Origin of the sequence: Methylomonas rapida, from assembly GCF_024360925.2 — a bacterium.
Classification (GTDB): domain Bacteria; phylum Pseudomonadota; class Gammaproteobacteria; order Methylococcales; family Methylomonadaceae; genus Methylomonas; species Methylomonas rapida.
The window spans coordinates 1,500,925-1,525,861 of record NZ_CP113517.1 but is presented as its reverse complement, the minus strand read 5'-3'; the positions used below and the strand labels follow the sequence as shown (position 1 = coordinate 1,525,861).

Below are 24,937 nucleotides of genomic sequence, written 5' to 3'. Positions count from 1 at the left end.
TGTCCAAAAATTAGACAGGAGCTTAGAAGGTGATAACCATGATTTTATTTTCAAAAATTCGGCGGATGTATTTCCGTGACAAACTCTCCATCAACGAGATTGCCAAACGGACGAGTCTGTCTCGCAATACCGTTAAAAAGTGGTTGCGTATGCCCAATGGGACCGACCCGAAATATAAACGCCAGCCCGGCTCAACCAAGCTTTCCCCGTTTGAGGATCAACTCAAACAAGCGCTGATCGCTGACAGCTATCGCCCCAAGCGGGAGCGACGAACCGCCTTGAAGTTATTGGAAGAGTTACAGAAAGCCGGCTATGACGGCGGCTACACGCAGCTTACCGATTACATCCGTGCCTGGCGTCAGGGTGCCGGTAGCCAGGCTGGCAAACACGCCTTTGTCCCATTGAAATTCCGTTGGGGGGAAGCCTTTCAATTCGACTGGTGCGAAGAGTCTCTGGTGGTCGGTGGCGTTTATAGGCGTTTGCAGATTGCCCATACCAAGCTGTGTGCCAGCCGTGCCTTTTTGCTTTCCGCTTATCCAAGCCAAAGCCATGAGATGCTGTTCGACGCCCATCGCCGCGCATTTCAGGCTTTTGGCGGCGTGCCCTTGCGGGGGATATACGACAACATGAAGACGGCGGTCGACAAGGTACAGAAAGGCAAAGAACGCATCGTCAATACGCGTTTTGCGGCAATGACGGCGTATTACTTGTTCGATCCTGACTTCTGCAATGTCGCATCCGGCTGGGAAAAAGGCATCGTTGAGAAGAATGTGCAGGATAGCCGGCGGCGCATTTGGCTGGATGCCAGTCAACAATGTTTTGCCAGCTTTGCCGAGTTGAATGAGTGGCTGGAAGCCCGTTGCCGAGCCTTATGGACGGAACTATCTTGGCCGGAACGCCAAGGGTTAACGCTACAAGAGGCGCTGGAACTGGAACAACCGGAGTTGATGCCCATGCCTGGCGTGTTCGATGGTTACATTGAGTTTGTGGCTCGTGTATCCAGCACCTGCTTGGTGACGGTGAAACGAAACCGCTATTCGGTGCCTTGCCGTTTTGCTAATCGACGGATCAGTGTGCGCTTGTATCCGGAACAGCTTGAACTCTATGCCGACGATGCCTGGATTGCCAGCCATGTGCGACTGTTGGATCGCGATCAGGTCAGCTACGATTGGCAACACTATCTGCCGTTATTGGCGCGTAAACCCGGCGCGTTACGCAATGGTGCGCCCTTTGTTGAGATGCCGAAACCGTTGTCTTCTTTGCGGCTCGTGTTAAACAAGCGCCCTGGCGGTGATCGAGCGATGGCTGATCTTTTAGCCTGCGTACCCCGGCAAGGGCTGGATGCGGTGTTGGCGGCGGTTGAGTCTTTGCTGGCCGCCGGGGTGATCAGTATCGAGCAGGTCAAACATCTCGTGTCTACGCTCGCCGTGGACGGTCAACCGCCTGCCGAACCGCAGACGGTAATCACGCCTGACGTCTTACAGATCAAGGATGCGCCCATCGCCGATACCGCGCGATATGAGCAATTGCGCGAAGCGTTCGACTTAGCTCTGGTGGATCAGGAGAACGGCGATGCGTGATCTGGAAGCGGAATTGAAATCTCTTAAACTCTTCGGCATGGCCTCAGCTTACGCCGAAGTCGCCAGCCAAGGCGGTGCCAAATTGCAATCCTCGGAATGGTTGCTGTGGCAACTACTGCACGCGGAAATCGAGGACCAACACATTCGCTCGATTCGGTACCAACTTCAAAGCGCACGATTCCCCGTGCATCGTAAGCGCCCAGCCGTCCCACCTGTGAAAAACATTCGTCCTACGGCATCCTGTGATTTTTTGAACAGGAGCAGGTATGGCCATCACATCGAAATGGCGTCAGCATATTGAAGCGTGGCAACGCAGTGGACTGTCGCAAGCCGAGTATTGCGCAGCGCAGCAGATCAATGTTCGCACGTTCACGGCGCGACTGAGCGACTATCGCAAATTGCCCAAAGCCGATTCGGTTGCATTGATACCCGTCCAGGTTGCGCCTTCTGAGCCCGTCGATGCGGGCATTCTCTTTACCCATGTCCAAGGCCATCGCTTGGCGCTGCCTGCTTCGGTATCAGCGCGCTGGGTGGCGGAGTTGCTGCGATGCCTGGCCTGATCGGTTATCCAGCGCAGATTTGGATTGCCGTGGCGCCGGTGGACATGCGGCGCGGCCTGGATGGCTTGTCGGCCCTCGTGCAGCACAGTTTGGGGCATGCACCTTGCGCCGGCTCGGCTTTCATCTTCCGCAATCGAGCGGGTAATCGCTTGCGCTTGCTGCTGTGGGATGGCAATGGCGTCTGGTTGTGTCAACGCCGATTGCATCAGGGCAGCTTTGTCTGGCCCAAGGCCCCTGACGCGGTGTTTGCGCTCAGCCAGGCGCAATGGCACTGGTTAGTGGCCGGTGTCGACTGGCAGCGGTTATCAGCCGTCCCCAAAGCCGAATGGCAGGTTTAAAATGAGGCTGAAAAAGAGGCTCTAAAATCCGGCAAAACCCAATAAAATCAAGGCATTCAGGGGGTTCATGGGGTATAATAAACCCCATGAATCCCTTGGCCGAACTCGATCAATTGAACCTGGAACCTGCCGCGAAAATCCACGTCACGGCAATGATTCAGACGCTGGTCGATCAAGCCGCGCAGGATGCGCAAACCATCGCCAAGAAAGACGCCAAAATCGCCGCGCTGACGCACGAATTGGCGTATTACAAGCGCATCCGCTTCAGCCACAAGAGTGAAGCCCTGGCGCCGTTGCAACGCGATGTGTTCGAGGAAACCTGGAACACCGACATGTCGGCGATTGAAGCCGAGGTCGAGCAACTACAGGACAACAGCCCATCCGATACGGTCACTCGGCCCAAACGCCCCCGTGCCGGTCGTCAACCTTTGCCTGAACATCTGCCACGCATCGAACACCGTCACGAACCCGAATCCTGCACCTGCGGTCAATGCGGTAAAGACTTGGTCAAGATCGGCGAAGACGTGACCGAGCAACTGGACGTCGAACCCGCCAAGTTTTTCGTGCATCGCCACATCCGTCCACAATACGCCTGCCGAGCCTGCGAAACCATCACGGCGGCACCGATTCCACCGGCCGTGATCGATGGCGGCATGGCGGCGATCGGTTTGCTGACTTGGGTCATGATCAGTAAATTCCTGGATCATTTGCCCTTGTACCGACTGGAACAAATCGCCGCCAGGAATGGCGTGATCCTGTCCCGCTCCACCCTGGCCGATTGGGTCGGACGCATCGGCGTGGCCTTGCTGCCCTTGGCCGATCGCCTGACTTGGCATCTATTGCAACGCGATAGCTTGCACGCCGATGAAACCCCGGTGCCACAACTCGATCCGGGCAACGGCAAAACCAAGAAAGCCTATCTGTGGGCCTACCGCAGCAACGACTTGCAACCGGGCCCCAAGATCATCGTCTTCGACTATCAAGCCGGTCGCAGCGGCCGGCATGCGCAACAGTTTCTACAAGATTGGCACGGTCACCTGATGGTCGACGACTATGGCGGCTATAAGGCCTTGTTTGCCACTGCCCGCGCGCACCCGGAAACCCGACTTCTGCTTGAACCGTGTATCGAACTGGCGTGTTGGACACATGCGCGCAGAAAGTTCTTCGACCTGTTCCAAGCCAGCCAAAGCCCCGTGGCGCAAGCCGCCTTGCAGCGGATCGGCGCCCTGTATGCCATTGAAGCCGAGGGGCGAGACATGAGCAGCGACGAGCGCCAACGCCTGCGGGCGGAAAAAAGCCAGCCTGCCTTAACCGAGCTGCACGATTGGCTGCAGAAAACCCGACTGCTGATGGCGCCCAACAGCGCAACCGCCAAAGCCATCGATTACAGTCTGAAGCGCTGGCCCGCGCTGACGCGTTACGCCGAAACCGGCGATCTGCCCATCGACAACAATCCCGTCGAGAACAGCATTCGACCCATTGCCCTGGGCAAAAAGAATTGGTTGTTCGCAGGCTCGGAACGCGCCGGCCAGCGGGCGGCCGTCATTCAAACCCTGCTCGGTACCGCCAAACTCAACGGCCTCGATCCGGCCGCTTGGCTAAGCGACACCCTGGAAAAACTCCCCACCTGGCCCAACAGCCGCATCGACGAACTGCTGCCGTTTGCTAACGCCGATTAAGTCCTGCCAGCGAGCTGGGGTCGTGGTACCGCTACGCGCTTACCGTGCATCGCAACTTGGCCGGTTTTGACTTTGAGCAAGCCAAGGTGGATCGCGTCTTGGTGGAACAACTGGCGAGCGGCGCCTTTATCGACGCCGCCCATAACGTGGTGCTGGTGGGCGGCACCGGTACCGGCAAGACGCATCTGGCCACCGCGTTCGGCGTCAAAGCCGTTACTGACCACAGCAAGCGCGTCCGTTTTTATTCCACCATCGATCTGGTCACACAACTCGAACGGGAAAAGGCCGCTGGCAACCAAGGCAAATTAGCCTATCGCTTGATGCAGGTCGATTTGGTCATCTTGGATGAACTGGGCTACTTGCCGTTTTCCAAGGATGGTGGCGCGTTGTTGTTTCACTTGTTATCGAAGCTGTACGAGCGAACCAGCGTGGTCATCACCACCAACTTGACCTTTGCCGAATGGCCCAGCGTGTTCAGTGATGCCAAAATGACCACCGCCTTATTGGATCGACTGACGCACCACTGCTATATCCTTGAAACTGGCAACGAATCCTATCGCTTCCGGCAAAGTTCTGAAGAAGCCAAGGCTCGGATACAAGCGAGAGAGCAAGCTAAACGCAGTGGAAAAACACCGGAAGATATCGCCTACGAGGAAAATCCGTTTTAAAAATCCAGCTTGGAAACGGGTAGCAAGACTACCGATTGTTATCCGTTTCCTTTACACTTATCCACAGCCGGTGACTTCAAAAACCGGCTCCGCCCCCTGGTCAAATTTCAACCGGTACGGTTGGTCAATTTTATACCGGTGTCAACAGACATGCGCATCAAGCAGCGTATGAGCATGGGCATGGGGAGGAAGTGCGACTGGCCCGGCAGGAGTCAGGACTGTTGAATGAGCCAGCGAAGCTTTCCGAGGATGAGGAATCATTGGTTGATGAGACCGACTCGGATAAGGCTGGTGACCAATGAGCGTTCATCTGGATGAAATATCAGTGGACCCCAATTATCGAAGTGACTTTCCGACCATCCCTATACTCTAGATTGGCATACGGTTAGGCGCGTCGGGAAGCACCAACCAGAGATTTTGCAATCTGCACACATTGAGATAGGGGGCTCTGTGCTTGCCATATTGATCGATTCTTTTTGTCAGACATCAATTGGAGTCGTTTTCCAAACATCCTGAGCCAAAGCGATGAGCATGCCGTGCCGCTTTTCAATCGCTGCCGCATTCCATGCAGGGAAAGCCTCAAGCTTTGAGTTGATTCGAGAAATGGACGTGTTTTGCCCAACGTCGGTCAGCACCACCAAACTGCGGGTCAGGTAGTTTCCACTCTTGCTGTACTCGACCTGCTTGGCCGTGTAGAAATCATTACTCGCGACGATGTTAATGGGCTTCTCCAGCAAGGTCAGATTGCCCAGCCGGTTCTTGAAATCGTCGTAAACCATCCCCGGATTTTCGGTGGCCCACTTGGCACGAAGATCGTCCTCTGGCTTGTTGGGCAGGATATGCTCGATTTCTAAATTGGTGAAAGGTTCCAGGCTACCAGGCACCTTAAGCCCGCTGAAGGCCATCTCGACGTGCTGCGTCAGCCGTGCCAGCAGGTAACGTGTCCGGTACTGCTGCATCGAATACAAGGTAAAGCGTTTGAGGGCATCGGCCAGCTCTTGTGCCTTGCCCGCCATGTTTTTCTCGAAACGGTCAGCGACGAATGCGTTGAGCTGAACCTTCTGCTTCACCGGATCTGTGGTTTCCGCAATCGGGCGTAGCTCGTCGGCCCATTGCGAGAAGCTGCGCTCCAGATCCTTGGTCGGGGTCTTGGTGAAGATGTAGTAGAAGAGGAAGCTCTCCAGCTGCGCTACGAAATGGTCGAACAACGGCTTGGGAAAATTGGCCGCCGCCAGCAGTAGAACGTAATGCAAGCTGAACGCGCCACCGGCCAGCCGCTTGAGACTGTCCATTACCAGGCTAGGCTTGCCGTCATTACCGAGCCCATTGGCAAAGGCAAGGTAGTGCTCAACATTACGGATCACCTTGCGGACGAACTCGAAGGGCTTGTTCGCATAATCGCACAAAGCCGCGTTGTCTTTGGCCACGAACCAATCGTAAATTTCGTCCTCGCGCACCACCGAGTCACTGCGATCGTTTTTGATGACGTAGTTGGCCATCAGGAAGTAGCGCAGGAAACGCAGCGGCTTTTCCTTCTCCTTCTCCAGCGGCTTGGTGATCTTCTTCCACTCGTCCTTGAGCTGAGTGAACTGGGCTTGTTTGACCTGCGTGAACAGCAGGTTCTTGAGCAGGTCCATCGGGTTCAAACCGACACCACGCTCGTTGATGGTCTCAAAGATCTTCAGCGCGCTACTAACGTCAGTGGAGATCTGAATGAACACCACGTTGTTGGCCAGGTAGCCCCAATACTTTTTGAGCTTAGCGATGTCGTCGTAGTTGTCCTTCAGATAGCGATACAGCGTGCCGTAGGCGTTGACCAGATTTTCGAGCGAGCCAAAGCTGGCGATGCCCGCTGACTGGATGCCCGTGCGCACGGTCTGAGGATCGGCATCCAATTCCACCAACTTGGCCATCACTTCGCCCGCATTCTCGTAGCGAGGCTCTAACTTTAGGTTGGTGCGCACCTCACCGTCGCTATCCACATAGCTGGTCGAGATCAACCCAGAAATCATCTGCCGTTGCGGCTCGCCCTGGAACAGATGCTTCAATGCACAAAGCAGCAAGAAGAATGTGGTAAGGCGCTGCTGACCATCGATGACATCGTAATGATTCTTCTGGTCGGTTGGTGACACCAGCACAGTGCCAATGAAATATTCTCGTGTCGTGCCCGCATCGATCTGCTCACCGATGTCCTCCAGCAGCTGATGCACTTCCTTGTCTGTCCAGACGTACTCGCGCTGGTAGTCCGGAACGATATAGAAGCATTCCCTGAACGCTTCCTCAATGCTGTATTTGTGGTTTTCGATGCGAGCCATGCTTGTCTTGTTCCTGTCTCGTTCTTTGTCGTGATACGGCTTCAGCCGAGGTTACGATTGAATACTTGGTATTCGGTTAAATCTGCTGCCGGGTTTATCTCCAGCACACGGGCGCGAAGATCTCGGTGGTCTATATAGGCTCCGCGTCGCTCCCACGTCTGACCGTTTTGTTCGATGCAGCGAATCAGCTCGATGCATTCGTCCAGATCAAATACCGGAAGCAAAGGCCGGATTGCCTCATTGAAGCGTCTGTCCGCGGTGTTGTAGCTGGCGCTTGCCGTGTAGTACGCGCTTGCAAGTCGCACTACGGTTTTCTCCCATTCCAGAGAGTCCGATATTTCCAGCAAAGCATCCCAGGTTTCGCGACCGACCTCCGGATATGTATCGCCAACAATCCAAGCTTGTAGCTGCTGGGCATGCTCCGGTAAGGACGCTGCCGTAAACCAAGCCAAGCATCGGGACGACACGTCGTTATCGACGACGTGCTGAATCGCGGTTTTGGCGTGATCAGCCAACAACTCGTAGATCGCGCCTGACCGCGATAGAAAGTGGATCAGGCAGACCAGCGCTGTGCCGCCAGTCGCTATTGTGCTGAAGTAATCCTTGTCGGCTTCGATCTGCGCCCGAAATTGGCCGGGGTTGCGGCTATGGAGTAGGGTCAGCGCACTGTAGTTGATGGGACGATTCTTCTCGCATTTTTCGTCCGTCAGCCGGAACACGAATTTCCAGAGGGCTCTGAATACGGCTTTTTCAACCTCCGGATTGAAGCGCGAGAAATACTTGCTCTGCAAGTAGGCCTTCAGCTTCTTATCATCGATCAGAATGCCGGATACCAGTTCAAGGTCTTCGACCAGATCACCCACAATCTGCTTCGACAGGATCGGGGCCTTCGTGAGGAGACCGTCAAGTGCGTTGCGGATCAGGGCACGGGCAGTGTCACGATTCGGGCGATGCAACTGAAAGTTCGCGTTGACTACCGGGTGTGCTGCAAGATGACGCTGCCGTTGCAGGTGGAGCAGATTCTCACGTTCGGCAATATCCAGTAACTGAGTCTGCTCAGCTACCGATTCCACCAGTTTCGTTTCCCACACCGGCGACCGTTCGTTATCTTGCTGCATCTGCCCAATCTCGGCCAGAATACCTTTGGCCTTGTCATCCCCGTAGAGATCAACCAAGTGCTGGAGCTTAAACAGCAGATCGCAAACCACGACGGACCAGAGCATCACGACCGCTGACCGATGGTTGCCTGCCGAATAGCAGCTCAACACCTCGGAAAAATATTCTTTGGTTCGTGCATCGAAAATTTGCGTTGCGCGCTGCTCAATTGAGTACTCGTCCAGCATCAATCCACCTGATTAATAATCTCTACATAGCCGATCAGCTCCGCCGAATAGCTGCCATCCCCATTCGCTGCGCCCTTGTGCTTCAGTTCCCGCTGCAGTGTCGGCTCAACCACATGCGAGAACAGTTCCTGCCGTTGTTCTGGCGCAAACCTCGGAGACGTTGCTGGTGCCTGTAGGTATTGCTCAGCCTGACGCTCGACTACCGGAACCCGTGTACCATCCTGCTTGACGGCAATGGGTTGAACGACGACACGGCGTTCGCCGTTGCCTGCGGACGCCTCAACAATCCAGAGAGAAAGCAGAACTGGCGCGTCTACGTCCCCTGAAACCGCAATTCCAATATCCTCAGGCGGAACGCTGCGCCAGCGTCCTAGCTCTTCCTGTATCAGTGGATGATCCAGGCCCATCAGTTCCACGTTATCACTGCTTGTAGCCGTATTGCGGCTCAAGGTAAATCGTGCCCGACGTGCGCCATCAACAGTCACGAGGTCGTAGGTTTCGTTGTCGATCTTGACCAAGCGCTGCTGACGATCCACTACCGCTGCCGACAGGAAACGTACTAGCCGATCCAAACTGGATGACACGTCGGAAAAAGGCTTATAGTCATCGAGACTGAAGCCTTCGAGGTCTTGGAACAGATCGAACACCACCTGCCGCGCTTCGCGTGAATTCGAGAGCGCCGCTTCCAACTCCACCTGTGTGCGTTTCAATTCAGGGTCGGACAACGCCTCCTGGTACAAGCGATCATAATTGAGCCGCTCAGATAGCTGACCAAGAATCTGTGCACGCAGGTCTTCAGCGACGTTGCCTTGGTCATCGACCTTGCCGACCGTCTTGGCAATTTCCGTCAGCTTCTCATCCAGCATCAGGAAAATTCGCCCTTCGATGGTGTCAGACAATACGAGGTTGTACACCTGGGCAGTGTGATTCTGTCCATAGCGGTGGATACGCCCGATGCGTTGTTCCACATCCATCGGATTCCACGGTAAATCGAAATTGAACAGGATTCGTGCAAATTGCAGGTTTAAGCCTTCGCGGCCAGCTGCTGTACACACCAGAACACGAGGCCCGTCTTTTAGGCGGAATTTGCGTTCAGCCGCCAGCTTGGCACCGTGATCACCGCCACGCAGAACCACTACACCCTGGCCGGGATATGCCCGCTCAATCTCTCCAGCAATAAGGTCGACCGTGCCGAGGTAGGTGGCGAAGATGACGATCTTCTCGCTTGAATTTTGTCGCCACAGATAACCCAAGCCATCTAGCAACTTCTGCGCCTTGGTTTCCCGTTGCTGTGGAAATACCTTTAATAGGTCACCAATCCGTAAGCGCTCTTCTGGCAAATGGATTTCCACGACTGCAGAAGCAGCCTCTTCTGCATGGCTTGCAGAATATTCGCTGCCATATGGATCTGATGCCAATTCCAATGCTTCCTCGTCTAATCGTTTGACCAAACGGTACTTAAGGTCTGCGAGCACACGATCAACTTCGCTACGTCCAATACTGTCATAAGTTAATCTGTATTGTTCATGGATTAGCTCTCGAGCTTCCTCAGTTAGGCGCTCCCTGCCTTCGATATCAAGTTCCTTATCACGCAGAAAGGCCTCATGCAGTGTTAGCATCAACAAACGGCGCTTCAATGTCCGCCGAACAGCAGCAAAGCTTGATGCAGCGATCTTCTGAAAAATCGCCATAAGGAAACCAAGTGCACGCCCTTTATTACCTTGTCGGCGAGCGAGATCGAAGCCGTCTTCTAAATATTCGCGCAGCTTTTCATAAAACAGTCTCTCTTCTGGATTCATCAGAAAGGACTCTGTATGTACCCAGCGACGTGCAAATAGCGGTGAACCATCAGGCTGACAAGCGTCGGCTTTAGTGCGCCGAAACATCACCGTGTTCAGGCGATGACGGTTGTCCAGCATTTCTTCGGGACTATCAAACAATGTGGAGTTCAGCAATTGAGCCAGCATCCAAAACTGGAAATGATTGCCTTGGTGAGGAGTGGCAGACAGTAGCAGCAGGTCACGCGAATGATCCTTTAGAGCTTCAGCTAGCTTATAGTTCTCTGTCTTCCTGACCTTGCCACCAGTTCGATGGGCGGTCAGGTGGTGTGCCTCGTCGAAGACCACCAAATCCCAGCGTGGTGCATCCAGCATACGCTTAATCCGCGCTGGTCTTTTAAGCGTGTCGATGCTTGCGATCAGCCGGTCGTGCTTAGCAAAAGCATTGGTCTTGCGGTCGGTGATGTCGCCCTCAGAGCCGAACACCTCGAAATCGAGGTTAAACACTTCGTTCAGTTCGCGGTGCCAGTTATTCACCAGACCGGCAGGCACCACCATCAGTGCGCGGTTCAACTCGCCACGGCTAGCCAGCTCGCGCAAGATCAGCGCAGTTTCGATGGTCTTGCCCAAACCCACCTCGTCGGCAATCAGATAGCGCCGAGGAGATGCGGTGGCAATGCGATGGGTTAGCACCACCTGATGCGGCAGCAAGTCGATTTTGGCGGAGGTCAGCGACGATGCGCTTTCCATCACAGGCAGCGCATGAGCCTCGTAAGATAGCCATGCCTTGCGTGCTCGTTCAATTCCTCCATCCACTGCTCGCAGAATGCTCTCGGTGCGCGATAGCTGGCGACGTACCGCGCCAACTGGCACACGGCGCTCACCCACGCCGAAGAAGGCGCGCAAGTAGCCATCTCGCGCCGGGTCAAGAACGACGCCTTGGCCGAATTCGTAGTGGGTGATTCGGTCGCCTGGAGCGAAGCCGATGCCGATATCTGCCAGCATCAAATCTCCTGAGCTAGTGCTTCGAGCAGATCTAGCCAACCAGCAAAATGTGGACAGGCTGCACGAATGGCAGGGATACCGATTTTGTCCATCAAAGTGGGGCCGTCTGAGGTTTCCTTGTAACCTCCCACCATCGAATTCAAACGCGCTTTGGGATGAGTGGTTTCCCCGTGATTTATAAGTTCTGGTTCGCCGGCTTGGGCTATTGCCTGCTGTACTTTTTGCGCCAGGATTGCCCGGTTAAAATGCGTGGCTACGACGTCTGGGGCACAAAAAATCCATGCTTCAAATTCATGCAGGGCCAGAAAGGGAATAAACCTTGGGTGGTTGATCTCAGCGCTCAACCGTTCTTGAACTGCAACTACATTGTCGCGAGGATTCCCCGAGCCGCGCGCTTCCTGATAGCCGGGTACATCCTCCGGCAAACCGTAGAAATCGAGCAGCGTTGTAACCCAAGCGTTGCCATCCCGGGTCAGTGGTAGCAGACTGTCTTGAATCTTTTTCCAGCTAGTTACGCCGCCGCGATAACCGCCGCCACTCGGCAGACGCTTAGTCCACAACACAATCGGCCCTTCGATAAAGACACCCCGCTCCGCAAGGTAAGGCTTCAAGGTTCGATTAACAAAAATCTCCTCCGACTGGCCTTCTACCAGCATCAGAAGCCGAGTCATGGGCGGCCTCCCAACACATTCTTCTCCCACAGTTCGCCGATGCTGAATTCATCCAGCCAGTGCTTGAGCTTCTCCTCGTCCAGCCGATTAAACGTGGTCTTGAGGCCATCGTTTTCGGCCACAATCACGCTTTTGGGCTCGAAGTTGTTCAGCAACGTGACTGATTGCGTTGCCAGAATTACCTGTACGCGCTTTGACGCGGCCTCGATCATTTCGGCCAGGATGCGAATGGCAAACGGATGCAGACCAAGCTCGGGCTCATCCATCAAAATCAGTGCAGGCGGGCTGGGTTGTAACAACAAGGTTGCCAGACAAATAAAGCGGATGGTCCCGTCCGACAGCGAATAGGCGTCGAAATAGGCATCCGAGCCTTTTTGTCGCCATTCAAGCTTGATTTTCTGTTCGTTCAGGCGCGAAGGCGCTAGCTCGAAACGATCAAAGAACGGGGCCACTAACCGAATATGCTCTTCGATGTGGCGGAACTGCACTGGGTGTTTCTCCTGCAACCAGTACAGGTAGGCGGGTAAATTCGCCGCATCAGGGCGGAACGCACGATTGTCCGACACGTCACAGGTTTGTTTGGCCGGAGAGGTGTCCGACGTGTCATGGAAGTGATACACGACCAGATTGCGCACCTTGGGGAATACATATTGGGGAATCTTGTTGTGGTACGTCTTTGCCGCTTCCTCGAGTTTGCTTTCCTTGTGCCCTCTAGCAATTGGCTCGCCATAGTTCCAAAAACCGCTGTATTCCACGCGCTCGGACTCAAAGATTAGCGAGTCCTGTGCGGCCTTGAGCCTGAAGCCATAGGAGTTCTGGTCAAGGGCAAAATCGAGTGCCAGCGCGGGCGTGATTTTGCGCCCGTGGTGTAAAAACCGATCCGGCTCGCTCGCCACATACACTTGCAGGTTGTGCGACAGCACGCGCTCAAGGAGGCGGAACACGCCGATCAGATTCGATTTCCCTGAGCCATTCGCACCGATGACCACATTGAGATCACCCAACTTCAGCTCCGCGCTGGCGATGGATTTGAAGCCCTCGATTTTGACCTTGCGTAAGGTTTTCATCGCAGCATCCTAGGTAATCCGCAAATGGAAGAGGCCCACCGCTTTTGCGCTATTGCGCAGCATAATCTCCTGCGGGTATTCGTTGGCCTCGCCCCATAACAGGCGACCAAAGTCGAGCAGGCTGCCACGATGCGGAGCTTCGCACAACCACGACACCGCATCAGTCGAGGTCTGCACCTTGAGACGACTATCTCCCTGTGGCAACCAGAAGATCAGCGCAGCCTCGCCAGCATAGGCATCCTGAAACGAGAGGATGGCGCGTTTGATCGTGTCTCCCAACCAGATTTCGCCCTGATCGGGAGAAAGAAGATCTAAGCTGCCTTCCAGGCCGGCCACCACCAGCGTCTGGTTGTCGTTACTGGGTAGGTCTTCTGGCCACCCATTTCCATTTGGCGCGGCGGCCAGTAAGAACTGCCGCAGACTCCACACCTCGCTAGCCTCACACACCGTATTACGTGCTTCCTCATCCCACAGCCAACTGGTTCCGTGCCTTTGCCACACCGTATCAAGCAGTTGCCTCATTACGCATACTCTCCATCGTCATCGAACAGCGAAGCCTGCAAAGGCTGGGGTCCCTGGCTAGCTTTCCATGAGTTGAAGATCGACACTGCACGCGATGCTGCGTTGCGAGTAGTTTGATCCGACCCATTTTTCTGTAACCACTCCAGCAGCGGCTTGAGCGCCACGTGCGGCTTAAAGTTTTCGTTCTTCAATGTATCCAAGGCATTGATACCACTGCCATCGACGCATGCACCAATTAGCACCAGTGCCTGATCGAGATCGGATGTGAGTTTGCGTTTGTGCTTGCCGGACCAATCGCGGGCAAAGTCGAGCGGATTGGTGCGCGTGAACACCTTCTTCACCTCAGAGCACCAGCCACGCTGCACGAATTCGTCCGGCGTGGTGATGGTGCCACGCAGGAACTTCTGCAACTGATCGCGCTTCATTTCGGTAGCCGTACCGAAGGTGCGCAAAAACTGGCGCGTCATCGGCTCGGCATTCACCGGTGGTGGCTCCTTGCCCTTGTCGGCGTCTTCGTCGATGAGCTGGTTGATGCCGACCAGCGCATCCTTCACCGAAATGGCTCGTCCCTCGTCGACGTAGACCTTGCCGTAATGGCGAGAGAAATATTCCAGCGCCTTGCCGCGCCGGATCACCTGAATGTCCGCCGCTGGCAGACCTTCCTTGGCGTGGTTCTCCAGCATCCCCTGCAATTGGCGCACGTCGGCCATCACCTCGCGGCGCATCCTTCCCCAGCTCACTGGTTTGGGCTCTTCCGTGCGCTTACGGCAGACGTGGATGATGTCGTATTCGATAGTCTTGGAGCCGAACTCGCCTTCGCCCTTGGTTTCATCTGAGCGGATCGGATACGTCGCTTCGAGGTAGTAGCCAGCGTCGAACAATGACTCCAGCACGGCCACCCACGGCTCGTCCTCGCTGTGGTGGAAGGTGAAGGCCAGGATGCCGCTGGGCTTCAAGAGGCGATGCGCCTCGCGCCAGCACTGGGTGAGTAGGCGCCGGTAGAAACCATCCGGATCTTCCGGCTCGCGAGCGCGGTTGGCCACTGCCTCCAGTGATTTGGGCGTGTATTCCGTCCCGAAAATCTGCGGGTACTGACCCTTGAGCGCCAGACGCAGCCAGACATAGAAGAAGTCAGACAGTTCCGAGTAGTGCAGCAAACCGCCGAACGGAGGATCGGTGATCACCAGATCGAGGCTGCTGCTTTCAAGCTGTGCCAGATCAGTGGATGAGCCCTGATGCACGGCCACATCCAGCACAGGATCGCCAGGGAAAACCTTTTCGCTCTTGCCACTCAGTTGGTCGGCCAATGCGGGATCACGACGCTTCAACGCTTCGATGCTGACCGAATCCCACGGTTGAGCTGCCCATTCGCGGCCTTCATTGATCCCATCCGTGCAAGAAGCCCAATTGCCACGTCCCAACACCGAAAAAACGCAGTTTTCAACGACATTGTTCTTCGGGTGATAGTTGTTGTTGCTCATGTGAGGCACGAGCTTGTCGTAACCACTGTCCCAGAAACAGAACAGGTTTTGATTGCGCAAATACTGCTGAAAGGCCCCGACTACAAACTCACGCACTTTCCAGTCGTAGTTCCCGACTTCGACTATAGCCTTGAGCAGTTGCGCGTGCACCAGCAACTGGCGTGGATTGAACATCGTCCACCAATGCGTGAAGCCGTGGTTCGGGACGCCACCTTGCAGGTGGTGGGTCATGAAGCCGTAGGGAAGTTCAGAACGCGGCCAGTAGTCCTTGAGGTCGTCATCCTTGCGCGCTTCCCATTCGGCGAACGCGGTGTCGTACTGCCGCGTGTGCGCTGTGCCATAGGCCGCGAAGAAGCGACCGCTGTACGGTTTGCCCGCCGCATCGCGCTTGGGCGCGTAGCCTTGCACCGCGTAGGCAGCCATCGGCCCGGTTTTGCCGGTGGCCTTGATAGTGGTCAACACATCCTGCACCGTGCCGCAGGCTGCGCAGGCGTAGTGCGATTTTTTCGGCACCGTTCCGTTTTCCGGTGCGAAGGTGATTTTCGTTTCTGGGCACGTCACCTCTTCCGGCAGTGCTCCACGCACCTCCAGCAGCCGAATCTTGGATGCGCGCTCACTGTCCCAACGCGTGGTCGCGGCCACATTGTCCTGCGCGGAGCCGCCGTAGGGCTGGCCTTCCGCATCCTGCTTGGGCGAACCCGCCAGCCATTGCGGATGCACTAGCAGACTCAATTCGACCTTCTTGTTCTTGCCCTTGCCGAGGTTGACCATCGCCGAATGACCACAATGCGGACAAATAACACCCTTCCTTTGGTCGAGCACGGAGAATGGGAGTTCGGAAGGTCCTACATACAACGGCGCATCCGGGGCCATTCGGGCGGCGTTCTCCTCAACATGGAATTCGCCGCCGCATTTGCCGCAGGTGTGTTCCCAGTGCTTGACGCTGATTGTCTTCACTGCCATCACCGGACTGGTCATGATTGGTGTGCGATGGCCGCAACCTGTAACCTGACAAGGGCCGTGTTTGGCCCAGAAGGTGTAAATGATCTCCGGACCTTCGTAACGGTAGTCCTTGCGCTCGTCGCGCGGGATGGTCAGCGGATCAAAATCGGCGGGCATCACCTTCTTGGTTGGCAGGTGCGTCCACGTGCCTTTTTCACCATCCGGGCCGTCGCAGTAGTAGTACGGCATGATCTGCGGCTTGACTTCCGCCTCAATGTCAGCGAGCAGACTCTTCACTTCCTCAAGATCAACGTTGGCCAATTCCTGTTTTACAACAAACCACGCGACCGGGTTGAGGTCGTTGCCGACCATCTGCATGCCGAGGCGCGAGCCTTCGACTAGTGTGGTGCCGCCGCCCATGAAGATGTCGGCCACCTTCAGGTGCTTGAACGCGCCTTTCTTCTGGTGGTTGGCGTAGTAGTTGTCCCACACCAGCTTGGCCGCGTGCGATTTGTCCTCCGGAGCCTTGGTGGCCGCCGCGATCAACATCGAGCGGAACACGCTGGAGCGCCGGCGCGCCCACCATTTCGACATCTGATAAATCGGCTTGCCCGCATTGCCTTCGATAATCGCCACCTGATTGACCGGCAGGATCGGGAAATCCACCTCCAGGCAAGTCTTGGGGCGATCTGGGTCGTTGAAGTCAACGGTTTCAAGCGCAACTGTCTTGCCAGCGCCGACGGCCTTGGCAACTTCCTGAGCGAGTATTTGCTTTTTGGTGGCCATTAAAATCCTCTCCAATATTCTGTATCTAAACGATCATCTACCAAAGCAATAACCTGCCTTATTCCATAAACCTTCTTAATCTGTTGGCCGTAGGCTTGCAGCCAAGCTACCTCATTACCTGGCTCAGGTTCGCCGAGTTGAGTGTCTGGTAAATTTTCTCGCGTAGCTGCGGAAATTATCTTAACCAACTCCGCCAGCTGAGGTACGGAATCTATATTGGAGTAGATACGATCTACTTGCTTTGACAAGAAGTCTGACAAACGAAGAGGGTCACCATCATCGACGACAATAGGCGAATGGAATGCGTAGTCCGTGGCGTGTTTTGAAAAGGAGTAGTAGTGATCGGCAGATGCCACCAATGCATGGGGAACAATTGTGGCGTGGGCTCTTAGAAACGGAGCACTGCTGAGTTCATGACACAACATGCCAACGGCTAATTGCCTTGCTTCATGGCGATAGAACGGGCGAGCGAACGGCCTGCGCCACCACGGCAGTTGCATTTGCCGAACGTACTCCTCGTCATGTAATACGGTTGGGCAAATGTACATAGCGCGACTAAATGGCGGGCGTTCATGCGCAAAAAGGACATTATGCTGTAGTTGATTTAGAGCTGACGGCTTGTTGTCATGAAGGTTAAAGCAAATGCTGTAGGGCGAATCCAATAGTCCTTGCGTATGCCTGAAGCGGCGAATGCCCATTAGCTTTGATTCATTCTTTCTCGGTGCTACTGGTAGTTTTTGAGCTGCAACAGACTTCAATCCAATCGGTGCTTTGAATTGAAAGTAGAAGGCGATGCCCTTTGTTTTGTGCAGTTTGTCGGCCCCAGTAAGCTGCTCGTTAATATCCAATAGCCGGAGGCTCTGGCCAAAAAATGGACTGAGCCTACCAAAATAAGCTGATACATCAGCTTCAATCTGTTTCTCGGTAAGATCCGACGCAATCTGGTAACTAGTCGCCATGTTCACCCCCTTGAGACTTCAACAAACGGCGACAGCACCTCCAGCAACGAGAGACCACCGTGTGTCAGCGTCGGGTACCCGCCCTGGCTTCGCCACTTTCTTCGACCCAGAGCCAACAGGTGTGGCCCATGCGGGCTGTCGATTTGCAATGCGACCGGTGGAGCGAAGGGGCCTGCATCACCATTGCCTGCCTTGCTGCGCCCGCTGGAAAAAGTCTGCTTGAGGTGAGTGGCAACCTCACCATCGGCATCGGGAAAGTACCCTGTGGCAGCGTAACCGTGATCCGAGGTGATAACTAGGCGTCGCCCGGTGGCGAGACGCTCAATAAAAGCCCAGAAATCGTCACTGGAAAGATTCTGCGCAGCATCTTTGGTCAGCAGCTCCAAACCCTGGCCTGCACTGTAGTCATGAAGCTTAGCGTCCGGCCAGTGGTGCCAAAATACCCAGTTCTTCGCTCCCGAGGCACTGCCCACCAGGCTTTCACAATCCTTCAACGGCAGATCGATGGTTTCGGTCTGCGCTGGTTGCAGTTTGTGAACCAAACCGCCGCTGTTGGCCTGCAACTGGCTACGGCTGGCCCAGCCCAGTGCTCGGGCGAATTCGTTGGTTTCACCGGGCAATTCGGAGGCTGTGGCAGTGACGCTGTTCAAGGTAAAGCCACGTTGCTTGGCTCCCTGCAATATCCAGGGCAATTCGCGTAGGCTCAATGCATCTAGAATCAGCACGGCGCGAGCAGCGCTATTGCCATAACTTGGTTCGTTCCACCAGCGCGCAAGACGGTCGGAGGTACGTTCCACACCGCTGATGTCTGGCTGGCCGAAGCTTTGCCACAAATCCCAGCCGCTCGAGGCAAGAAACAGATCGAGTTCGCCGATTTCGCGCTCGCGCTTGACTACCTCTCCAGGGGCATTGCCCTCCGCTAATGGTCTTGCTGCAATTTCGAATGTGCGTTCGATGATGAAACGCCACGCATCTACAGTGGAGCACTGAGTCAGGTGCTGTAATATTCCTGCATCGAGTGCCATCAGTTTTCTTCCTTCTCAAGGCTCAGCTCGAAAGTCATACCGTCGGGCAGTTTCTTGAGCAGTTCCTTTAGCTGCGCGCCGGTAGCAGCAGACACCTTGATCGTGATCTCACTGTTGGCTTCGCCAACGAATTTCAAGGCGTCCACCAGGCGACTATTCGTACTCCCAATGGAGGCGAGTCGAATCTCGTGTACAGGGGAAGCAGGGCCTATACCCCAGCCTTCAAGCTTACCGATCAGGTTGAGCGGTGAAGTTGGCGGGTTAGAAAATGGGATGCGTGGTTTTGTGGTAGCGCTTGCACCCCCGAAAATACCGCCCGGCGAGGGCGTAGTGCCAGGCTCTGGCTCGTTTACGCCGGGGATAGGAACTGTACCACCGCCAATTATGACTCCGCCGTTTCCACTCACTGGCGGCTGTGGCGTAGCTGGGGTGGTGCCACCGGTTGCAGGCACCGCCGATGGTTCCATCAGAAACACTTCATCAAGCTGACGCCCAGTGTAGGAGAGTTTGGGTCGCAAGCGTCGCCACGCGGATTCTTCGTCTTCGCCTGCGTGGGTTTGCAGGTGTTCCAGATTTCGCAGGTTGATGGCAATCTTGCCGCGTGCGCACAAACGCAAGATACGTTCTTTCATCGCGGTTTCACCTAGCCAGGGGATACAATCCTGACCTGCCGGGCGTGGCTCCTGCAGTTCGCGCAACAACTTGCCGAGGGGTGCGTTCTCCGAAGCAGCTTCAAGCACGAGGTCTTCGAAGTCTTCGGGAACGAAGAGATCGTTGGTCAGGGTTTCCTCAATGCCTTCAGGGATTTGAGCCCCTTGCTTTTTGATGTGTTCAACACTGAAAAGGGACTGCTGTGGATTCTGGTGGTCGTAACGGTGCAGGACGGCGAACCGGTCAAATCGTTTCTTCAGGTTATCACGCAGGGTGCCTTCGAATTCTTTGTGCAGCTTTTTGTATTCCGGGTTCTGGCCACTCCATTCATGCGCCTTCATTTCAGCGCGGGCGAGGATGAGCAGGTCGCGATCCAGGAATGCATTGGTGGAACCAGATCGAGGCAGTAAGAAGCGAATGGTATTACGGCGCTTTTGCAGGTGATCTTTGAGCCAACGACCCAACGTCTGGTCGATTTTTTCTGGCTCCTCCGGCAGTACCAGTACCGGCAAACGCTCATCCCAGCGCTCTGGCTGCTCTGTTTCGTCGAGCGATTTCCATGGATCTGTTTGCCACGTTTTAGGCAATGGAATGACGCGGAATTTACCAGCGGCATCTTCGCTGCCGCCAATGATGTAGCGAACCTGCTTGGCAAGCTGGGCCTGATCAGACCCGTCGGTGAACAGCTTGTCATTGCGGGCACATGCCATCAATTTGGCACGTGGGTTTTCTTCCTCTCGGAAGACTAGGCGGAGGCCCTCTTGATGGATGTTGAAGCTGTTCTCAACAATAGTTGCCAGCTCGACCTGAAAGGCGTTGCTGTCCACTGGTTTGTTGCGGGTGATGTCCACCTGCAAAGTAGCGGGATCGGCCCCTGCGAGGTTGCCGACGGCAATCGACCGCAGCCACAGTGCGCCAACGATCTCTTGCAAGTGTGGCGCAAGGTTGGCATGGTCGTATACCGCTTCGGTCACCGAAATAATGTTGTGCTGTGCCTTTTCACGCAGGGTGCGATGATGCTCGTTGGATACCGAATCCAGTAGCGCGCCAATGCCCGAGGTATCGTCATCCAGCCGGAAATCGGCTGCGGTAAGTACGGGCACAGCTTCGCCTTGACTCTTGTAAAGATTGGCCAAGATGCGAATCATGTCCCGCGTTTCCTGAGCGTCTGTAGCGATCAGCACCTGTTCCTCAAGCAGACGCAGCAGGTGTGGTGCGTAAGGCCAGGATTCGGTGAACTCGCGGCGCTTGCGATCTTGCTCTGCTGGCGGCACATCAAGCAGGCGGAAGTACTCTGAGACGTGCTGGGCGACCAGTGATTCAATGGTGCTGTCTGCAATATGTAGACGGTTGTCGAACAGACGGTGCAACAGCATTCGCCTCCGATCCTGCTGGATACGCTCGGCATTGCCACCCGCTTTGAAATCAATCGCCACGGGATTGACGCGGTGCACCTGCTGATAGGCGTCGCTGCCGCCATTGCGAACGGAGATAACCAGAACCAATAGATCAGGCCGCTCTTTGGCAATCTCCGAAAGGATCTGGATAAAATTAAATGCCCAATTCTTCCAGGGGTACTGCTTGGTGTTGGTTAAACCGTCGAACCAGGTCTGGAATTCATCTAGCAGCAGCATCGTTGGTGTGTGCTCAAGGAGCTCGACGATGAGCTTGTCGGAGGGGATGTCAGTCTTGGCTGCTCCCATACCTTCCCACTTACCCTTGATGAATTCACCGCGAGGATGACGTTCAAAAAGCAAGTCCCATAGGAATTTGTAGCGCTGGCGGTGCAGGCTCTCACCAATGACCAGCATTTCATTGCGCAAGGCAATCTTGCCGATATTAGCGTCACCCAACGTGGTAGCCCAAGAACTCAGCCATGCGCCAGTCGATTTGGCATCGCTGACGGCGTGATACAGAGCAGCCATCAAGTGCGACTTACCCAGGCCACGCTCACCGATCACAACCACCGGACGCCCCTGATTGGGGCCGACGGCCTCAATGCCCTTCAAAAGGTCATGGGTCGGATACGTGATCTCCAAGAACTGCTGCGCGGCAATCTGTGTCGCACCGGTGTTGGAATCGTTGGAGAGCTCAATAGCGGTCCCTTTGAGGCGTTTGCCTCGAAATTCTTCTCGTAGAGTCAGTCCAAGCATTAACTTTCGATCTCCATTGTTCTGTTGGCCCTAGGTATCACTATCATGTTCACGGCTTGTTTAAAGTCTATCCATCGACTGCTGCTTGATCCAGCTATCGATTTCGGCTCGCGAGAACCGCCAGCTCCCACCAACTTTGAAAGCGGGGATTTGCTTAGCAGCCGCCAGTCTGTAGATCGTTCGCTCCGTGACCTTCAGGTAGTCGGCGACCTGCTTGATAGTGAGGATTTCGCCCTCGCTGGTACTTGATGACATATTGATGGCCAATTTAGGACAAACTTTGACAGGATAGTGCAAAATTTTCAATGCAGCAATTATATGCGCCTGAATTCTGTACAAACTTTTGTGTGAGAGATACTAGAAATGGTGTATTGGATTTGATTTATGTGTATGTGCTTGGAGAATGATCCAGTCAGAACAATACATCTTCATTTGCCGATGAAACTGTCTCATTGACTATTATGGTTAAAAGTAAGACTCCTAGCATTCATTTAGGACGGCTAGCATGCCCTAATTGTTCAGCCCTTAATGCTATCTCTGTAACCTCGTGTCAGTAGTCTGCATCGTCTAAATTACCTTCTTCCAAAGTCGACAAAGGCTTGAAAGACGCGGTTCAGTAAGTTTTAGATCGCTCATTGCGGCCCCATACCCCAGCCTTCCAGTTCCGACTGCCGTTTGACCGTGGGTACATCCAAATCGGTCATCCGGCCTTGAGTACGGGTTAAGGTGTCTTGGCGGCCGCTGGAGGCTGCGCCGTATTTCTGCGGATTGAGTCGGCTGCCTGTGCCGGTGAGTTGATCCAGATTCAGCATGGACGCCGCATTGGCTGCGGTCGGTAAATGCCCGGTCTGAGCCAGAATCGCCAACCATTCGTCCAAATTGACTCGTGTCCAATCCACGCGGTCCAGGTCAGCGACTTTGATGCCGGTACAACTGGGACTTTCCGGTGTACCGAAATCCATCCCCAATTGCGGTTTGATTTGTTCGTTGAGGATGCGTGCTAGCGGTGAGTTGTAGCAACAGTAACTTTCCTTGCGGACCCAACACACGCCAGCCACCTTGCTTTCGCAATAGGTGCCGAGGTCCGTGCAGACTTTGAGCTGTTTCTTGGCGGCGAGTTCATACTCCGGTTCCTCGCAGGAATAGACGATCTGGATGATCATGATGATGATCATCACCACAGTATAGGCTGTCATCAATGTGCCGAGCAGTTCGCCGGCGACCGCGGCACCGCCTCCTAACTCGACGCCACCCGATTCCGCTGCCGGGGTCAGATTACCCGCCGAGTCGAAGGCAGCCTGACCACCGGCGCTGAACAAGGCATTGCCGGCGGCTTCGCCAAAGGTCTGGCCGATCCATTCCGCTACCGACTTCATTAATTCACCTTTCAGCGAGTCGAGTAAACCTTGCGAGGCAATATCGCTGGTACTGAGCATATCGGTGCCGACCAAGTCATTTACGCCCGAGGCAAAATCCGCCTGAAAACTGTTCCAGGCATCGCCGGCCAAAGTGAACGGTGTACGCATGGTTTCCCAGGCGCCTCTAATAGCCGAGGTGCTGTCCATGGCCATCACTGCGCTGTCCATTTGACTGGTGGCGATCAGCAAATCAATGTAGCGGCCTAACCCCATCGCGCCCGAGGGCGTTTCGCAACAATCCACCAGACTGAGTGCACCGCCGACCATTTTGCAACTGGCCGGTTTGCCCTGGAATACCTGGCAGGTGGTCGGATCCTTTTGTTGTAAATTGGCATTGGCGTAGTCGCAATGTAAATCCATCGCCATTTGCTGGGAGCTATTGAGCAAGGCCACCGCCTTGCTAAAATCCTGGCTCTGGGTGCGATTCACGGTAATGCAATCTTCGCCCATGCAGCGGATCGGCCCGGCGCATTGTTGTTGGGTACTGCTTTGAATGCCGGGAATGCCCACCGTTTGCCCGCAGTCGTAGGTATCGACACTGTCCCAGCAGGTTCCTGAGGCCAATACACTGGTACATTGGCTTTTGATGAACGAGCAGCCTTGGGTTTCTAATGACGCACAGGTCTTGTTGGGTATCCCGTTGGCCGGCGGCTCCAAACAGTGGGTGCCGGCGGTATCGGTCCAGCATTGGCCATACTGATTAAGATCGCAGTTCCCGGCGGCCTGGATACTCATACAGGTATTACGGATCCCCGTCGAACTGGCTACTGGTGCTTGCGCCAAATCCGAGCCGCAGACCATGACTTGCGATGTCGGATCGACGTAACAACCCGAGGCATTGGCAGGATCGCTAGTACAACTCAATTGGCTGCCGGCCTGACAAATGCCGTCAGTAATCGCATTGGCTAAGTTTTGGCAATTCGGGCCACTCCAACTCCATTGATCCTGGGTGATCAATTTCGACAAATCATAACGGAGCCGAATCCTGGAATAACCTTCACCATTACCACCAACCATGGTTTCCTGTTTGAAGACTTTGTTGCCCGTACTGTTGAAGGCATAGGTGACGTCGCGATTGGGATGGTCGACCCAGCTATTGCTGAGCTCACATGAGCCTCCCCAGCCGGTGGAACCGGTATAGATCAGATTCCCGCCGTAATAGACGCGGGCATGGTCATCGAATTCGACGTCTTCCAGCGTGGCACTGATGATGGCTTCCGGGTGAAGGACGTTGTATGTAACTTCCCAGTTGAATATGCCGCAGCCGGCTGACCAATAGTTATCGCCAACGCGGCCCACGTACAAATCCATGCAGCCAGATCCACAGCTGGACATGCCTCCGTTACCGGATACAAAGCTGAGTAGCGTCTCTACATTGACTTGATGGGTGGCTGTACAGCTATGCGGTACTGTCGGTTGGCGCAGACACAACTGATAGTCGGGGATACGGACCGAATGGCTGGTCTCGGTTTGCGTGGTCACGGTGGTACAGTCCGAAAACGACTGCGCCCAGGGCGTGAAATTGGCAAACACCTGATCACCGGCAGTCCAGACTGCATCGTTGTGAAAATCCGGATGCGACTGGTGGGCGTTGTCAATCAGGGTGCGATAGGCTTCGCCGGTGAAGCTGGTTTCGCCGTTCAAGGCGGTCTGCGCGTTTAACCCCGCCGCCAGTGTGCCGGGGTTGTTGCCATAGAGATCGGCAAAGTCCTGGGCCGTGGTCGTAGCGCTGTTAGTATCCGGAAACAAGGTGCCAATCGATATGGCACTTTCCTGAGCAGTCCCCGGATTCAAGGTTAGCGTGCCGTTACCGGTATCGAGCGGAAACGCAAAACCGCCCAGAACTTGCTGGCCCAATTGTTGGCCATCACGCCCGGCCGCCTGAATGGCATCCGCCCAGGAAACGCCAAACGGAGTCCAAGCGAGTGTGACGCACAGTACCGCAGATAGGCTTTGCGTGACGAATGCTTGAGGTTCAAAGAACTTTCTCATCGCC

At 55.0% G+C, this 24,937-nt stretch carries 18 protein-coding genes; 6 read left to right on the top strand and 12 right to left on the bottom strand.

From position 1 onward, the window contains the following. The first annotated feature begins 38 nt into the window (after positions 1-38). The 6 genes from istA (at position 39) to istB (ending at position 4,825) form a co-directional block, all read left to right on the top strand. The gene (istA, locus tag NM686_RS07215; RefSeq protein WP_255187200.1) at positions 39-1,580 is read left to right on the top strand and encodes an IS21 family transposase; all 1,542 of its coding nucleotides are present in this window, start codon (positions 39-41) and stop codon (positions 1,578-1,580) included. Next, the gene (locus NM686_RS07210) at positions 1,573-1,881 is read left to right on the top strand and encodes an ATP-binding protein (protein ID WP_269022638.1); all 309 of its coding nucleotides are present in this window, start codon (positions 1,573-1,575) and stop codon (positions 1,879-1,881) included. Before istA ends, NM686_RS07210 begins: the two co-directional genes overlap by 8 nt. After that, a complete protein-coding gene (gene tnpA / locus NM686_RS07205; RefSeq protein WP_255187174.1) occupies positions 1,847-2,140 on the top strand; it encodes an IS66 family insertion sequence element accessory protein TnpA in 294 nt (97 codons plus the stop codon). Before NM686_RS07210 ends, tnpA begins: the two co-directional genes overlap by 35 nt. Beyond that, complete coding sequence (tnpB, locus tag NM686_RS07200; RefSeq protein WP_255187173.1) at positions 2,128-2,478, top strand: IS66 family insertion sequence element accessory protein TnpB; 351 nt, start codon at positions 2,128-2,130, stop codon at positions 2,476-2,478. Before tnpA ends, tnpB begins: the two co-directional genes overlap by 13 nt. A gap of 86 nt (positions 2,479-2,564) precedes the next feature. Further along, positions 2,565-4,157 carry an IS66 family transposase gene (gene tnpC / locus NM686_RS07195; RefSeq protein WP_255187172.1) on the top strand — a complete coding sequence of 531 codons (1,593 nt, stop codon included), beginning with the start codon at positions 2,565-2,567 and terminating at the stop codon, positions 4,155-4,157. A 44-nt stretch (positions 4,158-4,201) separates the two neighbouring features. Then, positions 4,202-4,825, top strand: a complete 624-nt coding sequence (gene istB, locus NM686_RS07190; RefSeq protein ID WP_456238245.1) for an IS21-like element helper ATPase IstB — start codon at positions 4,202-4,204, stop codon at positions 4,823-4,825. Between the two features lie 479 nt (positions 4,826-5,304). Here the strand turns inward: istB and NM686_RS07185 are convergent, their stop codons facing one another. The 12 genes from NM686_RS07185 to traN all read right to left on the bottom strand — a co-directional run bounded on the left by NM686_RS07185 (position 5,305) and on the right by traN (position 24,933). Beyond that, complete coding sequence (locus tag NM686_RS07185) at positions 5,305-7,140, bottom strand: DUF262 domain-containing protein (protein WP_255187199.1); 1,836 nt, start codon at positions 7,138-7,140, stop codon at positions 5,305-5,307. 41 nt (positions 7,141-7,181) lie between these two features. After that, positions 7,182-8,483 carry a hypothetical protein gene (locus NM686_RS07180; RefSeq protein WP_255187198.1) on the bottom strand — a complete coding sequence of 434 codons (1,302 nt, stop codon included), beginning with the start codon at positions 8,481-8,483 and terminating at the stop codon, positions 7,182-7,184. Next, on the bottom strand, positions 8,483-11,266 hold the full coding sequence (locus NM686_RS07175; RefSeq protein ID WP_255187197.1) for a DEAD/DEAH box helicase: 2,784 nt from the start codon (positions 11,264-11,266) through the stop codon (positions 8,483-8,485). The genes NM686_RS07180 and NM686_RS07175 overlap by 1 nt, the downstream gene beginning before the upstream one ends. Next, positions 11,266-11,937, bottom strand: coding sequence for a DUF4276 family protein (locus tag NM686_RS07170; protein ID WP_255187196.1), 672 nt, complete (start codon positions 11,935-11,937; stop codon positions 11,266-11,268). Before NM686_RS07170 ends, NM686_RS07175 begins: the two co-directional genes overlap by 1 nt. Beyond that, positions 11,934-13,004 carry an AAA family ATPase gene (locus NM686_RS07165; protein ID WP_255187195.1) on the bottom strand — a complete coding sequence of 357 codons (1,071 nt, stop codon included), beginning with the start codon at positions 13,002-13,004 and terminating at the stop codon, positions 11,934-11,936. Before NM686_RS07165 ends, NM686_RS07170 begins: the two co-directional genes overlap by 4 nt. Before the next feature lie 9 nt (positions 13,005-13,013). Next, the gene (locus NM686_RS07160; RefSeq protein WP_255187194.1) at positions 13,014-13,526 is read right to left on the bottom strand and encodes a hypothetical protein; all 513 of its coding nucleotides are present in this window, start codon (positions 13,524-13,526) and stop codon (positions 13,014-13,016) included. After that, on the bottom strand, positions 13,526-16,735 hold the full coding sequence (locus tag NM686_RS07155) for a DUF1156 domain-containing protein (protein WP_255187193.1): 3,210 nt from the start codon (positions 16,733-16,735) through the stop codon (positions 13,526-13,528). Before NM686_RS07155 ends, NM686_RS07160 begins: the two co-directional genes overlap by 1 nt. Continuing rightward, on the bottom strand, positions 16,735-17,694 hold the full coding sequence (locus tag NM686_RS07150) for a hypothetical protein (protein WP_255187192.1): 960 nt from the start codon (positions 17,692-17,694) through the stop codon (positions 16,735-16,737). Before NM686_RS07150 ends, NM686_RS07155 begins: the two co-directional genes overlap by 1 nt. Before the next feature lie 2 nt (positions 17,695-17,696). After that, entirely contained in the window at positions 17,697-18,719 is a 1,023-nt protein-coding gene (locus tag NM686_RS07145) for a hypothetical protein (protein WP_255187191.1), read from the bottom strand. Further along, the gene (locus tag NM686_RS07140) at positions 18,719-21,523 is read right to left on the bottom strand and encodes a DUF499 domain-containing protein (protein ID WP_255187190.1); all 2,805 of its coding nucleotides are present in this window, start codon (positions 21,521-21,523) and stop codon (positions 18,719-18,721) included. The genes NM686_RS07145 and NM686_RS07140 overlap by 1 nt, the downstream gene beginning before the upstream one ends. A gap of 60 nt (positions 21,524-21,583) precedes the next feature. Next, entirely contained in the window at positions 21,584-21,778 is a 195-nt protein-coding gene (gene mads1 / locus NM686_RS07135) for a methylation-associated defense system helix-turn-helix domain-containing protein MAD1 (RefSeq protein WP_255188580.1), read from the bottom strand. A 377-nt stretch (positions 21,779-22,155) separates the two neighbouring features. Next, positions 22,156-24,933: a conjugal transfer mating pair stabilization protein TraN gene (gene traN, locus NM686_RS07130; protein ID WP_255187189.1), complete on the bottom strand. Its 2,778-nt coding sequence runs from the start codon at positions 24,931-24,933 to the stop codon at positions 22,156-22,158. Positions 24,934-24,937 lie beyond the last annotated feature (4 nt).

Bases quoted from the DNA above. Each gene is read 5' to 3' on its own strand.
- istA (WP_255187200.1), top strand. From the start codon at position 39: ATGATTTTATTTTCAAAAATTCGGCGGATGTATTTCCGTGACAAACTC.
- NM686_RS07210 (WP_269022638.1), top strand. From the start codon at position 1,573: ATGCGTGATCTGGAAGCGGAATTGAAATCTCTTAAACTCTTCGGCATG.
- tnpA (WP_255187174.1), top strand. From the start codon at position 1,847: ATGGCCATCACATCGAAATGGCGTCAGCATATTGAAGCGTGGCAACGC.
- tnpB (WP_255187173.1), top strand. From the start codon at position 2,128: ATGCCTGGCCTGATCGGTTATCCAGCGCAGATTTGGATTGCCGTGGCG.
- tnpC (WP_255187172.1), top strand. From the start codon at position 2,565: ATGAATCCCTTGGCCGAACTCGATCAATTGAACCTGGAACCTGCCGCG.
- NM686_RS07185 (WP_255187199.1), bottom strand. From the start codon at position 7,140: ATGGCTCGCATCGAAAACCACAAATACAGCATTGAGGAAGCGTTCAGG.
- NM686_RS07180 (WP_255187198.1), bottom strand. From the start codon at position 8,483: ATGCTGGACGAGTACTCAATTGAGCAGCGCGCAACGCAAATTTTCGAT.
- NM686_RS07175 (WP_255187197.1), bottom strand. From the start codon at position 11,266: ATGCTGGCAGATATCGGCATCGGCTTCGCTCCAGGCGACCGAATCACC.
- NM686_RS07170 (WP_255187196.1), bottom strand. From the start codon at position 11,937: ATGACTCGGCTTCTGATGCTGGTAGAAGGCCAGTCGGAGGAGATTTTT.
- NM686_RS07165 (WP_255187195.1), bottom strand. From the start codon at position 13,004: ATGAAAACCTTACGCAAGGTCAAAATCGAGGGCTTCAAATCCATCGCC.
- NM686_RS07160 (WP_255187194.1), bottom strand. From the start codon at position 13,526: ATGAGGCAACTGCTTGATACGGTGTGGCAAAGGCACGGAACCAGTTGG.
- NM686_RS07155 (WP_255187193.1), bottom strand. From the start codon at position 16,735: ATGGCCACCAAAAAGCAAATACTCGCTCAGGAAGTTGCCAAGGCCGTC.
- NM686_RS07150 (WP_255187192.1), bottom strand. From the start codon at position 17,694: ATGGCGACTAGTTACCAGATTGCGTCGGATCTTACCGAGAAACAGATT.
- NM686_RS07145 (WP_255187191.1), bottom strand. From the start codon at position 18,719: ATGGCACTCGATGCAGGAATATTACAGCACCTGACTCAGTGCTCCACT.
- NM686_RS07140 (WP_255187190.1), bottom strand. From the start codon at position 21,523: ATGCTTGGACTGACTCTACGAGAAGAATTTCGAGGCAAACGCCTCAAA.
- mads1 (WP_255188580.1), bottom strand. From the start codon at position 21,778: ATGTCATCAAGTACCAGCGAGGGCGAAATCCTCACTATCAAGCAGGTC.
- traN (WP_255187189.1), bottom strand. From the start codon at position 24,933: ATGAGAAAGTTCTTTGAACCTCAAGCATTCGTCACGCAAAGCCTATCT.